Source organism: Bacillus sp. GS3m_15504 (assembly GCF_055825275.1).
Map to the genome: position 1 here is coordinate 529,502 of NZ_JBVVNL010000001.1, position 13,004 is coordinate 542,505.

Genomic DNA, 13,004 nt, shown 5'->3' on the forward strand with positions numbered 1-13,004 from the left:
TAACAGTAAACTCTCTTCGGATGGAAATGAAGAGAGTTGCTGTATGTAAAAGGAAGGGGCGTTTCTTTTGAGAAAAATTGGCATCATTGGCGGTACATTCGATCCGCCACATTATGGGCATTTGCTAATTGCAAATGAAGTATATCACGCTTTGAATTTAGAAGAAGTATGGTTCTTACCGAACCAAATTCCGCCGCATAAACAAGGGCGGAATATTACAAGTGTAGAAAGTCGCTTACAAATGTTAGAACTTGCGACTGAGGCAGAGGAACATTTTTCTATTTGTTTAGAAGAGCTAAGCAGGAAGGGCCCATCCTATACGTATGACACTATGCTACAATTGACGAAGAAGTATCCGGATGTGCAGTTTCACTTTATTATTGGTGGAGATATGGTTGAGTATTTACCAAAGTGGTATAACATTGAAGCGTTACTTGATCTTGTAACGTTTGTTGGAGTTGCAAGACCTGGTTATAAATTGCGTACACCTTATCCTATCACGACTGTGGAAATTCCGGAGTTTGCAGTTTCTTCATCTTTATTACGTGAGAGATATAAAGAGAAGAAAACATGTAAATATTTACTTCCTGAAAAAGTACAGGTATATATCGAGAGGAATGGGTTGTATGAATCGTGAGGAAGCACTTCATATTGTGAAACAACAAATGCATGAAAAACGTTATATACACACAATTGGTGTAATGGAGACGGCAATTGAACTTGCTAAATTATACGGTGTGGATGAAAAAAAGGCTGAAGTTGCAGCTATATTCCATGATTATGCGAAGTGTAGAGCGATTTCAGAGATGGAAGAGATCATTAAAAGTGAAGATTTGCCGAAAGATTTACTTTGTTATAACAAAGAGTTATGGCATGCACCTGTTGGGGCATACTTAGTAGAAAAAGAAGTAGGCATTACGGATCCTGAAATTCTGCAAGCTATTACATATCATACAAGTGGTCATGAGAAAATGACGATGTTAGATAAAGTAATTTATGTAGCTGATTACATTGAACCTGGGCGAAAGTTTCCGGGGGTAGAGGAAGCTCGTAAACTCGCATATGCGGATATAAATCAAGCTTTATTATTTGCGTTAAAGAGAACAATTCAATTTTTAATGGAAAAAAATCAAACGATTTATCCATTAACATTCCAAACATACAACGCAGTTATCAAGGAGGAAATAAGTAAATGAAAGATAAAGATTTATTAGTATTAGCAGCAAAAGCAGCTGATGATAAGAGAGCAGAAGATATGGTTGTCCTAAATATGCAAGGTATTTCACCAATTGCAGATTATTTCATTATTTGTCACGGTAACTCAGATAAGCAAGTACAAGCCATTGCGCGTGAAATTAAAGCGAAAGCACACGAGTTCCAAATCGATGTACAACGTATGGAAGGTTTTGACGAAGCACGCTGGGTGTTAGTTGACCTTGGAGATGTAGTTGCTCATGTATTCCATAAAGATGAGCGTAATCACTATAATTTAGAGCGTCTATGGGGCGATGTGCCACGTGAAGATATTACAGAAGAGTTAGGCCAATGAACTACGAACAATTTGCATTGTTGTACGACGAACTAATGAATGACGTCCCTTATGATAAATGGGTGGAATTCACAGAGGAAAGCTTACAACAAGCGGATATGAAAGAGGCAAAGATTCTGGATGTAGCATGCGGTACTGGTAATGTAACGCTTCCGCTTGTACAAAAGGGTTACGATGTAGTCGGTGTCGATCTTTCAGAAGAAATGTTAGCAGTCGCTCAGCAAAAACTAGGCGGAGAAGGGCATTTTATTCCTTTTTACCAACAAGATATGCGCGAACTTGATGTTCCGGGTGAGTTTGATTGTGTAACAATCTTTTGTGATTCATTAAATTATGTATTGCAAGAAGATGGCGTACAAGAAACATTTCGAAGAGTGTTTCATCATTTACGTCAAGATGGTTTGTTTTTATTTGATGTACATTCTTTATATAAAATACATCATGTATTTCAAAATGAAACATACACAGTGAATGGGGAAGAAATATCTCTTATTTGGAATTGCTTCCCTGGTGAAGAATCAAATAGTGTAGAACATGATTTAACATTCTTTGTTCAAGACCCAGAAAAAGATGTGTATCATCGTTTTGATGAATGTCACGTGCAACGTGCATATCCGGTTGAAGAGTTAACGAAATGGCTTGAAGAGGCTGGTTTTACAGTACTTCGTGTAACTGGTGACTTTGAGCGACTTGAAGTTACAGAACAAACAGAGCGTATTTTCTTCATGGCGAAGAAAAACGGATAAAACAAAAGCAACCGAGAAGGTTGCTTTTGTTTTGTAAAGGAGCTGTAATTTTAGTTCTAGAATAATAAGAAAATGATATGTGTGAAGTGTGAAAATGCTAGTTTAAGTGAAAATATAATGTGAAAAAGTAAGTATTTATAAAAAGGATTTGGAATAACGATGACGTATTTATTATGTGTGCTTATTGAATTGCTGATCAACGCATTTTAAATCTTCATCAAACTTCTCGTGTGTCCGCTCGATTAATTTATGAAACATATCCCCAACATGTTCTTCTAAAACACGAATACCTTCTCCTGTAACGCCGCCTTTAACGCATACTTTTTCTTGTAAAGTAGGTAATGTGAAAATCCCTTTTTCAAGTAGTTCCCCCATTCCGACGACCATTTCACTTACTAAAGTAGTGGCTTCTTCATGTGTGATATTTGTTTTATCTACAGCAGCGTTAATGAAACATTGTAATAAATAACTAAAGAATGCAGGGCCGCAGCTTGCTATATCAGATGAAACGCGTGTTATATCTTCTTTTATTACAAGGGGAGTAGAAATATTTTTGAATAGACGAAATAGTTTTTGTTGCCATTCTTCAGAGCAGTTATTTCCAAATGTAAATAGTGATGCGCCAGACAGGGCGCGGTTTGTAATGCTCGGAATAATACGGGCAACATGGCAAGGTACAAGTGTCTCTAATTGTGATGGAGATATTGGACTTGTGATAGAAACTAAGCACTTTTCATCAGAAAAATGTTCAGCATATTTTTGTAGGATCGGATATATATCTATCGGCTTTACGCAAATAAAAATAAGATGTGATCGTTCGATTACCTTATCAATAGTTTTGGCTATATGAACAGAAGGGTATTTTTCCTTTATATGATATGCTTTGGCTGGCGTTCGATTAATGATTGTAAGGCACGAAGGTTTGACAGCACGGGTTTCTAAAAATGCATCGATTAATATATTCCCCATGTTTCCTGTCCCTATAATTCCTATGTTCAATGTTTCATCCCTCCTTCGTAACAGCTTTCTCCTAAACAATATGAATGATGTTATAAATTTATGATTAGAGGTGTAAAATGATGTGGGATTTTCCAAAGAAATGGTTAGGACTAGTAGCTATTATTGGGATTGTACTTTTTCTTCTTTTTTGGAAAACGAACGAGCATACAGAGCGCTCGGTCATTACAACGGATGTTCAAGCGAAAGAGATAGAGAAAAAAAGTAAACCGAAAATATCGGATACAAAGCTGCAGAAAAAAATAATTGTAATTGATATGAAAGGGGCTGTTGTTAAAGAGGGAGTGTATGAAATGAAAGAAGGAGACCGGGTCAAGGATGCCATTGAGAAGGCAGGTGGTTTTTTACCCGAGGCAGATAGGAAAAAGGTAAATTTAGCGCAAGTGGTACAAGACCAAATGGTCCTTTATGTGCCGGATAAAAATGAACAAGTGCAGGAAGGGGCTGCTGTTTCAAAGGGGGAGGAGAAAGTTCGAATAAATGCAGCTTCTAAAGAACAACTTGAAAAAATTACAGGTATCGGTTCTAGGAAAGCAGAAAGTATTTTGAAATATCGTGAGGAACATGGTCCGTTTCAGAAAATAGAAGATTTGTTAGAGATTGATGGGATTGGTGTGAAGTCTCTGGAAAAAATAAAAGATCAAATTATTATTCCGTAAAAGATTGACGAAGTTTTTCTTCATTCGCTACACTACAAGTAGACAAAAAAGTAGGTGAAGAATATGGAACGAATTTCATGGGATCAATATTTTATGACGCAAAGCCATTTGCTATCTTTACGTAGTACATGTACAAGGCTTGCAGTAGGAGCAACAATCGTTCGTGATAAACGAATTATTGCTGGTGGATATAATGGTTCAATTAAAGGTGGCGTACATTGTATAGATGATGGATGCTACGTTATTGATAATCATTGTGTTCGTACAATTCACGCAGAAATGAATGCTTTGTTACAATGTGCAAAATTTGGCGTGAAAACGGAGGAAGCGGAAATTTATGTTACGCATTTTCCGTGTTTACAATGTTGTAAGGCGATTATACAAAGTGGTATTACAGCGGTTTATTATGCACAGGATTATAAAAATCATCCGTATGCCGTAGAGTTATTTGAAAAAGCGAATGTAACGGTAAAACACGTTCCGTTAGAATATGATATTGCAGCATTAGAGGATCAAAAGCGTCATATGGAGTTGAAAGAACTATTTGCATCTTTAGAAAAAGAGAACTTATCAATGGAAGAATTACAGCATGTATTCACGAAAGCAAAAATGATGCTATAAGGAGTGAGTATGAGTTGCAAGGACAATGGGGCTACGTTGCAATCTCATTTATAATAGGGATTGCAATCGCCTTCTCCTCTTCAGTTGTATTGCTGACTTGTTGTCTCGGTCTATATGTTTTCTTTTGTTTGTATCGTACTTCGCGTAAAACCTTCCTATATTGTATGATAGTGTGTTTTAGTGGCGCTATGTACACCACGTATGTTCAAGGACAAAATAAGCCTCTGGGAGAGTCCTACGAAGCTACAAGAGGAGTGATTTATAATACACCTCTTATTAACGGGGATCGCCTATCATTTCAAGTTGAAGATCAGAATAAAAATATAGTGCAGTTAAGTTACAAAATGAAATCAGCCTCGGAAAAGAAACAAATGCGACAATTACATGCAGGAGTGTCATGTATATTTGATGGTGAGAGGAAAGAACCACAAATAGCTCGGAATTTTCATGGGTTTAATTATCGTGATTATTTATATAAGCAAAATATTCATTTCATATTGGAAGCTACATATATTTCTGAATGCCGTAAAACATCGTTGTCACTTGTGCAATGGATTCTTCTTTTGAGGCAGCAAGCAATCTTAGGAGTTACAGAAATGTTTCCAGAGCAATCAGGCGCTTTTATGAACGCGTTACTATTTGGTGATAGACAACAAATGACATTTGAAGTTGAAGGGCAATATCAACAATTCGGTCTTGTGCATTTGTTGGCGATTTCAGGATCGCATATCGTATTGTTAATGGTGATTGTGTATTTTATTTTGCTAAGAAGTGGTGTGACAAGGGAGATAGCAACAGTATGTCTTATCTTCTTCATTCCTATATATATGATTTTAGCAGGAGCGTCACCGTCTGTTATAAGAGCTTCTATAACAGGAGTTTTAATGTTAATTGCTTTTATGTGTTCTATTCGTTTATCTAGCTTAGATGCTTTAAGTATAACAGCTATATGTATGCTTATATTTGATCCATATCTCGTGTTTAATATTGGCTTTCAGTTTTCTTTCGTTGGGAGTTTTGCTTTACTTTTATCTGCCCCGCTCTTACTAGAGAGTGGTAATGGAGTAATTAGAAATTCTATTTATATTTCTCTTATTTCACAGCTCGTTAGTACTCCGATTTTGTTATATCACTTCGGTTATTATTCTCCATATAGTATTTTTCTAAATATCCTTTACGTTCCGTTTTTATCTCTCATTGTATTGCCGTGTAGTATTATTATTTTGATATGTTTGCCGATCATCCCGTTTCTTGCAAAAAGCTTTGCGAATGTACTATCAATAGGTTTGAATCTTTCTAATGATTTTTTAAGTTATTGTGAAAGTTTACCATTTACCCGTCTTAATTTCGGGCAAACACCTATACTTCTTGTAGCCTTATATTGCGTGAGTATTATTAGTGTATTGATGGTTTGGGAAAGGCGAATATCTAAGGGAATGGTGTTTATATTTGCGGGCATATTTCTTTTTATTAGTACAGGTCATTATGTATATCCGTATTTTCGAGAAAGTGGGAGTGTTACATTTCTTGATGTTGGCCAGGGGGATGCAATATTAATTCGCCTCCCGTATGATCAAGAGATTTACCTTATTGACACTGGTGGAACAATTCGTTTAAACAAGGAAGAATGGCAACGGAAAAAACATGAATTTTCTGTTGGAAATGATATTTTGATCCCTTATTTACAAAAGGAAGGTATTAAAAAAATTGATAAATTAATTGTAACGCATGGAGATGCAGATCATATCGGTGCTGCACAAGAATTATTATCAAATATAACCGTAAAAGAAGTTGTATTTGGTCGAAAGGAACAAGAGGCAATATTAGAAAAAGCAGTAAAGAAACAGGCGTTAGAAAAGGAAGTGAAAATAAGTGAAGTGGGGGAAGGAGAGAGTTGGCGCGTAAATGAAGCGGAATTTTTTGTGCTAGCACCAACAGGGAAAGAAAGAAGTGAAAATAACGCTTCAATTGTACTGTGGGCAAAATTAGGAGGGATAACGTGGCTGTTTACAGGTGATTTAGAAGAAGAAGGAGAGAAGGGTTTAGTAGCTACATATCCAGATTTACGGGCGGATGTTTTAAAGGTTGCTCATCATGGAAGTAATACGTCATCTATAACGCCTTTTTTGAGCGCCGTACAGCCTAATATAGCGATTATTTCTGTCGGTGAACGGAATAGGTATGGGCACCCTCATAAGGAAGTTATAGAGCGTTTTGAGAAGATGGCGATTGAAATATGGCGCACGGATAAGCAAGGTGCTATTTCCTATGTTTTTAAAGAGGAACGCGGAACGTTTCGTAGCAAAATCACATATGATGAAACACGGAATAGATAAAAAAAAGACTGCTAGTAAGCAGCAGTCTTTAAGAACCGATAAATTTAATAACAGTTGCAATGATGAAAAGTGTTGCGAAAAAACCAAATGAGACGATAAATCCTACCCCTGAATCAATAGCGTCATTGCGTTTACTTTGAACGTTTTGTTCAAAATCATTCATTTAGAATCCCTCCCCAACATTCCACTTTAGTATAAAATATTGTCAGAAAAAAATCTACAATTTCCATATGAAGAGAAATCGAGCGTTTTGACTACTTTTAGATCATGCAGTCACGTGAGTTTTTGTTTCCAAGCATGTTAACAGTTGGCACTTATACTCGAATTTTTATTGTGAATAATAAAGGGAAGGTGATTACCGCACACCAATAAGAAACCCGGGGCTTATTGCGTGGCGTTTAATATAAATAAAGGGACGGGTTATACAGCCTGTTCCTTTGTACTTGTAAAACAAAAGCTAGGGCATTAGTATAAAATATATATTGCCAAGTTAGGGAGTAGGAAAAAGTATGAGTGATATACATAAAAAGATTAAAAAAAAGCAGTTTGCTCCGTTGTATTTACTGTATGGAACGGAAGCGTTTTTTATAAATGAAACGATAAAGCTTATTACAACAGAAGCGCTTGAAGAGGAAGATCGCGAGTTTAATGTTGTGACATATGATTTAGAAGAAGCGTATTTAGAAGATGTGGTTGAGGATGCACGTACACTTCCTTTTTTCGGAGAACGTAAAGTGTTATTAATAAAATCACCATTATTTTTAACGTCACAAAAAGAAAAGTTAGAACAAAATATAAAAATTTTAGAAGAATATATCGGGGAACCTTCTCCATTTTCTATTCTTGTTTTTGTTGCGCCTTACGAAAAGCTTGATGAACGAAAAAAAATTACAAAACTATTAAAGAAAACAGCAGATATAGTAGAAGCGAATGCGATGCAAGTGCAGGATGTTCAAAAGTGGATTGTAGCTCGTGCAGAGGAAGGGCATGTACATATTGATAATGCAGCTGTTAGTTTATTGTTAGAGCTTGTGGGAAGTAATGTGACGATGTTGGCGAAGGAAATGGACAAGTTAACGTTATACGTCGGTATGGGCGGAGAGATTACGCCGAAACTTGTTGCAGAGCTTGTGCCAAAATCAGTTGAACAAAATGTATTTGCTTTAACAGAAAAAGTGGTAAAAAAAGATATCGCAGGTGCGATGCAAATTTTGGATGGATTATTTACGCAGCAGGAGGAACCGATTAAATTGCTTGCGTTGTTAGTAAGTCAATTCCGCTTGCTGCATCAAGTAAAAGAGTTACAGCAGCGTGGTTATGGACAAAATCAAATTGCTTCTCATATTGGTGTACATCCATATCGTGTAAAGTTAGCGATGAATCAAACGAAGTTTTTCTCTTTTGAAGAACTAAAAAAAGTGATTATAGAATTGGCGGAAGCTGATTATAGTATGAAGACTGGAAAAATGGATAAGAAACTTGTGCTTGAGTTTTTCTTAATGCGATTAAATCATATGTGATGATACAAAAAGTTCACGTGCTTAGCACGTGAACTTTTTTGGATATAAAAAAACGATCCAAATGGATCGTTTTTAAACGCCTTACGCGTTTACTTGTTTCGCTAAGCGAGATTTTTGACGAGCTGCAGCGTTTTGGTGGATAAGACCTTTACGAGCTGCTTTGTCAAGTTTTTTAGAAGCAGTTTTGAAAGCTTCTTTAGCATTTTCAAGATCGTTATTAGTAACTAAAGCTTCTACAGTTTTAACAGCAGAACGCATGTCAGACTTGATAGAAGCGTTATGTGCACGACGCTCTTCGCTAAGTTTAGCGCGTTTGATAGCAGATTTGATGTTTGCCATACTTTTCACCTCCCTGGTGCAATCGAATGACTCGATTCTTAACATAGAACAAGTGATATTCTATCAAACGGTGAAGAGAATTGCAATAGTATATCTATGAAATTTCACGTAAAGGAAAGAATGACCTTATATAACTTTGGGAAATCTAACGATATTTACTATGAATTACGGAGGAGATACGATGAAAGAACCATTAGATTTAAGTAAATATAGCGTTAGAACTGACCTTGCTGTAGAGGCACATCAAATGTTGCAAGAGCGTCAAGAAGAGCAACAACAAGGGATACAAGGAGTTATTGTAAAAGAGAGGGAAGAAGAAGGTATTATCATTACGAAAGTAACGATTGATGAAGTTGCCTCTGAATCGATGGGTAAAAAACCTGGAAATTATTTAACACTTGAAGTACAAGGTATACGTCAACAAGATACGGAATTGCAACAAAAAGTAGAGCGCATTTTTGCAAAAGAATTTTCTTATTTCTTAGAAGAGGTTGGCGTTACGAAAGAAGCGAGTTGTTTAATTGTTGGTCTTGGAAATTGGAATGTAACCCCTGATGCGCTTGGACCGATAGTGGTAGAAAATGTATTGGTAACGAGACATTTGTTTCAATTGCAGCCTGAAAGTGTAGAAGAAGGCTTTAGGCCTGTTAGTGCAATTCGGCCGGGGGTAATGGGGATTACAGGAATTGAAACGAGCGATGTCATTTATGGAATCATTGAGAAGACAAAACCAGACTTTGTCATTGCAATTGATGCATTAGCTGCTCGTTCTATTGAAAGGGTAAATAGTACGATACAAATTTCTGATACAGGAATTCATCCTGGATCGGGTGTTGGGAATAAACGTAAGGAACTGAGTAAAGAAACATTAGGTATTCCTGTTATCGCAATTGGTGTTCCGACTGTGGTGGATGCCGTTTCAATTACAAGCGATACAATTGATTTTATTTTGAAACATTTTGGCCGGGAGATGAAAGAAGGAAACAAACCTTCTCGCTCTTTGTTACCAGCTGGTTTTACATTTGGAGAAAAGAAAAAATTAACAGAAGAGGATATGCCGGATGAAAAGAGCCGAAATATGTTTTTAGGTGCTGTAGGTACACTGGAAGATGAAGAGAAGAGAAAATTAATTTATGAAGTGTTATCTCCTCTAGGTCATAATTTAATGGTGACTCCGAAAGAAGTGGATGCTTTCATAGAAGATATGGCAAATGTAATCGCAAGTGGTTTAAATGCAGCGCTGCATCATCAAATTGACCAAGATAATACAGGAGCGTATACACATTGATGGAAAGAGACGATAATCATTTAAGCCGCTTTTCCCTTTTATGTATATGTAGTGCGATCATATGCTTGCTTATGGTGGTAGCAGGGGTGGCACTTGCAAATCATGGGTTGAAAAGTATGAAAGGTTATCAGCAAATGTCGTATGAACAAATCGCTCATATGACAGGAACAAAAGGTGAGGCCGTTGAATCAGAAATTTTGGAGAGTTCGTTTTCCGCTACTGAAAAACAAAAACAATTAGAAAGCTTAAAAAGTTTTAATGTTATAGAAGGAGTGGGTATGGCGATAGCAAGTGTTGCCTACGAAATAACGAAGTTTGGAACAGATATAGTTGTCGGGAAAGTAAAAGGGATTTTTAGTTAAGAGTCAAACGGAGGACGGTTGTTTTACAGATTTGTAAGACGACCGTTTTTTAATTTGAAAAAGGTTTGTCTCTTATGGTTTGTTCGCATAAGATATAGATAGAATGATTTGTATTGTAAGCAGCACGAGTTTTCATTGAATCTTTGCTGCTCTATTGATATAATCAGTGCTAGTGTATATTGGCGAGACTATTAGGAGTTGAGAACATAGATGAACAAAGAAGAAAGAGCAAAAAGACAGTCCAAAATTCGTAATTTCTCTATCATTGCTCATATTGACCACGGAAAGTCAACGTTAGCAGACCGTATTTTAGAGAAAACAAACGCGTTAACACAACGTGAAATGAAAGCTCAGTTGCTTGACTCTATGGATTTAGAGCGTGAGCGTGGTATTACAATTAAATTAAACGCAGTACAATTAAACTATAAAGCAAAAGACGGCGAAGAATATATTCTTCACTTAATTGATACACCAGGACACGTCGACTTTACGTACGAAGTATCTCGTAGTTTAGCGGCTTGTGAAGGTGCGATTCTTGTAGTAGATGCAGCGCAAGGTATTGAAGCGCAAACGTTAGCAAACGTATACTTAGCGCTTGATAACAATTTAGAAATTTTACCGGTTATTAATAAAATCGACTTACCAAGTGCAGACCCAGAGCGTGTACGCCAAGAAGTAGAAGATGTAATTGGATTAGATGCATCAGAAGCTGTACTTGCTTCTGCAAAAGCTGGGATTGGTATTGAAGAGATTTTAGAACAAATCGTTGAAAAAGTACCAGCACCAACAGGTGATTCAGAAGAACCGTTACAATGTATGATCTTTGACTCTTTATATGATCCATACCGCGGTGTAATTGCGTATATCCGTGTTGTAAATGGAACGGTAAAAGTTGGCGATAAAGTACGTATGATGGCAACTGGAAAAGAATTTGAAGTAACAGAAGTAGGTGTATTTACACCGAAAACTACGCAACGTGACGAGTTAACAGTAGGTGATGTAGGTTTCTTAGCGGCATCGATTAAAAATGTTGGTGATACACGCGTTGGTGATACGATTACACACGCGAAACGTCCGGCAGCTGAGCCGTTAGCAGGTTATCGTAAATTAAATCCAATGGTATTCTGTGGTTTATATCCGATTGATTCTGCACGTTATAACGACTTACGTGATGCGTTAGAAAAATTAGAATTAAACGATTCTGCACTTGAGTTTGAACCAGAAACATCTCAAGCGCTAGGATTTGGTTTCCGTTGTGGATTCTTAGGACTTCTTCATATGGAAATCATTCAAGAACGTATTGAACGTGAATTTAAGATTGATTTAATTACAACAGCGCCAAGCGTTATTTATAAAGTATTCTTAACAAATGGTGAAGACATGATTGTCGATAACCCGTCTAATATGCCGGATCCACAAACAATTGATCGTGTTGAAGAGCCATTTGTTAAAGCTGCAATTATGGTTCCGAACGACTATGTTGGAGCTGTAATGGAAATTTGCCAAGGTAAACGCGGAACATTTATTGATATGCAATATTTAGATGAAACGCGTGTTACATTGACATATGAAATCCCGTTATCAGAAATCGTATATGACTTCTTCGATCAGTTGAAATCAAATACGAAAGGATATGCATCATTTGATTATGAGTTAATTGGTTACAAACCATCTAAACTTGTAAAAATGGATATTCTTTTAAATTCTGAGCAAGTCGATGCTCTATCATTTATCGTACACCGTGATTCAGCGTATGACCGTGGTAAAGTAATCGTAGAAAAATTAAAAGAATTAATTCCAAGACAGCAGTTCGAAGTGCCAATTCAAGCGACTATCGGAAACAAAGTTGTAGCGCGTTCTACAATTAAGGCGATGCGTAAAAACGTACTTGCGAAATGTTACGGTGGTGACATTTCTCGTAAGCGTAAACTTCTTGACAAGCAAAAAGAAGGTAAAAAACGTATGAAGTCTGTTGGTTCTGTAGAAGTACCGCAAGAAGCATTCATGGCTGTACTGAAAATGGATGACAACTAATATTTAGAATGAAAAAAGAAGTCGTTTATGCGGCTTCTTTTTTATGTATAATTACTTTTTAGACATCTGAGTGGCTCTCATTTACAATAGTGAGAGAGCTTTTTAGTTCATATAGAGTTAGGAGTTTGTTAATGTCCGAAAATATTCGAAAAGATATTCAAGAAAAAATACAAAATGGCAATTTTAATTGTGAAAAGGAATTGACGCTGTCCATTATTAGTGGGAAGTGGAAAGTTGTAATATTATGGCATCTCGGTGTAGAAGGGCCTCATCGTTTTAGTGAATTACAACGGTTATTTCCAAGCATTTCTCATAAAGTTTTGTCAAACCAATTAAAAGAGTTAATGGAAGATGGGATTGTTGATCGGACCGTATACCCAGAAATTCCTCCGCGAGTGGAATATTATATGACGGAATTAGGCATGTCGCTTTTACCAATCGTTGAAATGATGTATGATTGGGGAAAAATGCGAATGGAACAAATTCGTAATACGTTAGAGAAGTAAAAGAAGCCTCCCGAGCGCGGAGGTTTT

The 13,004-nt window shown here is 36.7% G+C and carries 15 protein-coding genes; 12 read left to right on the forward strand and 3 right to left on the reverse strand.

Annotated features, from left to right (window positions below):
* Positions 1-67 precede the first annotated feature (67 nt).
* The 4 genes from nadD to AC0L0O_RS02925 are packed head-to-tail and all read left to right on the forward strand — an operon-like array spanning position 68 to position 2,295.
* Complete coding sequence (gene nadD / locus AC0L0O_RS02910; protein ID WP_001226053.1) at positions 68-637, forward strand: nicotinate-nucleotide adenylyltransferase; 570 nt, start codon at positions 68-70, stop codon at positions 635-637.
* Complete coding sequence (yqeK, locus tag AC0L0O_RS02915; RefSeq protein ID WP_001078244.1) at positions 627-1,196, forward strand: bis(5'-nucleosyl)-tetraphosphatase (symmetrical) YqeK; 570 nt, start codon at positions 627-629, stop codon at positions 1,194-1,196. Before nadD ends, yqeK begins: the two co-directional genes overlap by 11 nt.
* Positions 1,193-1,549, forward strand: a complete 357-nt coding sequence (gene rsfS, locus AC0L0O_RS02920) for a ribosome silencing factor (RefSeq protein ID WP_000653200.1) — start codon at positions 1,193-1,195, stop codon at positions 1,547-1,549. The genes yqeK and rsfS overlap by 4 nt, the downstream gene beginning before the upstream one ends.
* On the forward strand, positions 1,546-2,295 hold the full coding sequence (locus AC0L0O_RS02925) for a class I SAM-dependent DNA methyltransferase (protein WP_473785644.1): 750 nt from the start codon (positions 1,546-1,548) through the stop codon (positions 2,293-2,295). The genes rsfS and AC0L0O_RS02925 overlap by 4 nt, the downstream gene beginning before the upstream one ends.
* A gap of 171 nt (positions 2,296-2,466) precedes the next feature.
* Here AC0L0O_RS02925 and comER read toward each other — a convergent pair whose 3' ends face one another.
* Positions 2,467-3,294 carry a late competence protein ComER gene (gene comER, locus AC0L0O_RS02930; RefSeq protein WP_001020551.1) on the reverse strand — a complete coding sequence of 276 codons (828 nt, stop codon included), beginning with the start codon at positions 3,292-3,294 and terminating at the stop codon, positions 2,467-2,469.
* A gap of 77 nt (positions 3,295-3,371) precedes the next feature.
* On the opposite strand from comER, the gene comEA reads away from it, so the two are divergent.
* The 3 genes from comEA to AC0L0O_RS02945 all read left to right on the forward strand — a co-directional run bounded on the left by comEA (position 3,372) and on the right by AC0L0O_RS02945 (position 6,928).
* A complete protein-coding gene (gene comEA, locus AC0L0O_RS02935; RefSeq protein ID WP_000989925.1) occupies positions 3,372-3,971 on the forward strand; it encodes a competence protein ComEA in 600 nt (199 codons plus the stop codon).
* A 63-nt stretch (positions 3,972-4,034) separates the two neighbouring features.
* The gene (locus AC0L0O_RS02940; RefSeq protein ID WP_000439783.1) at positions 4,035-4,592 is read left to right on the forward strand and encodes a ComE operon protein 2; all 558 of its coding nucleotides are present in this window, start codon (positions 4,035-4,037) and stop codon (positions 4,590-4,592) included.
* Positions 4,593-4,606: 14 nt separating this feature from the next.
* On the forward strand, positions 4,607-6,928 hold the full coding sequence (locus AC0L0O_RS02945) for a DNA internalization-related competence protein ComEC/Rec2 (protein ID WP_009879844.1): 2,322 nt from the start codon (positions 4,607-4,609) through the stop codon (positions 6,926-6,928).
* 28 nt (positions 6,929-6,956) lie between these two features.
* On the opposite strand, the gene AC0L0O_RS02950 is transcribed toward AC0L0O_RS02945, so the two are convergent.
* The gene (locus AC0L0O_RS02950; RefSeq protein WP_000997609.1) at positions 6,957-7,091 is read right to left on the reverse strand and encodes a YqzM family protein; all 135 of its coding nucleotides are present in this window, start codon (positions 7,089-7,091) and stop codon (positions 6,957-6,959) included.
* A 346-nt stretch (positions 7,092-7,437) separates the two neighbouring features.
* On the opposite strand from AC0L0O_RS02950, the gene holA reads away from it, so the two are divergent.
* On the forward strand, positions 7,438-8,448 hold the full coding sequence (holA, locus tag AC0L0O_RS02955) for a DNA polymerase III subunit delta (RefSeq protein ID WP_001279912.1): 1,011 nt from the start codon (positions 7,438-7,440) through the stop codon (positions 8,446-8,448).
* Positions 8,449-8,529: 81 nt separating this feature from the next.
* Here holA and rpsT read toward each other — a convergent pair whose 3' ends face one another.
* The gene (rpsT, locus tag AC0L0O_RS02960) at positions 8,530-8,787 is read right to left on the reverse strand and encodes a 30S ribosomal protein S20 (RefSeq protein WP_001274011.1); all 258 of its coding nucleotides are present in this window, start codon (positions 8,785-8,787) and stop codon (positions 8,530-8,532) included.
* Between the two features lie 181 nt (positions 8,788-8,968).
* Here rpsT and gpr point away from each other — a divergent pair, with 181 nt between their 5' ends.
* From gpr to AC0L0O_RS02980, 4 genes are all read left to right on the forward strand, one after another.
* Positions 8,969-10,075: a GPR endopeptidase gene (gene gpr, locus AC0L0O_RS02965; RefSeq protein ID WP_000662639.1), complete on the forward strand. Its 1,107-nt coding sequence runs from the start codon at positions 8,969-8,971 to the stop codon at positions 10,073-10,075.
* A complete protein-coding gene (locus AC0L0O_RS02970) occupies positions 10,075-10,437 on the forward strand; it encodes a YqxA family protein (protein ID WP_001983721.1) in 363 nt (120 codons plus the stop codon). Before gpr ends, AC0L0O_RS02970 begins: the two co-directional genes overlap by 1 nt.
* 210 nt (positions 10,438-10,647) lie before the next feature.
* Positions 10,648-12,471: an elongation factor 4 gene (gene lepA, locus AC0L0O_RS02975; RefSeq protein WP_001030953.1), complete on the forward strand. Its 1,824-nt coding sequence runs from the start codon at positions 10,648-10,650 to the stop codon at positions 12,469-12,471.
* A 131-nt stretch (positions 12,472-12,602) separates the two neighbouring features.
* Positions 12,603-12,977 (forward strand): winged helix-turn-helix transcriptional regulator, encoded by a 375-nt coding sequence (locus AC0L0O_RS02980; RefSeq protein ID WP_001293546.1) that lies wholly within the window; start codon positions 12,603-12,605, stop codon positions 12,975-12,977.
* Positions 12,978-13,004 lie beyond the last annotated feature (27 nt).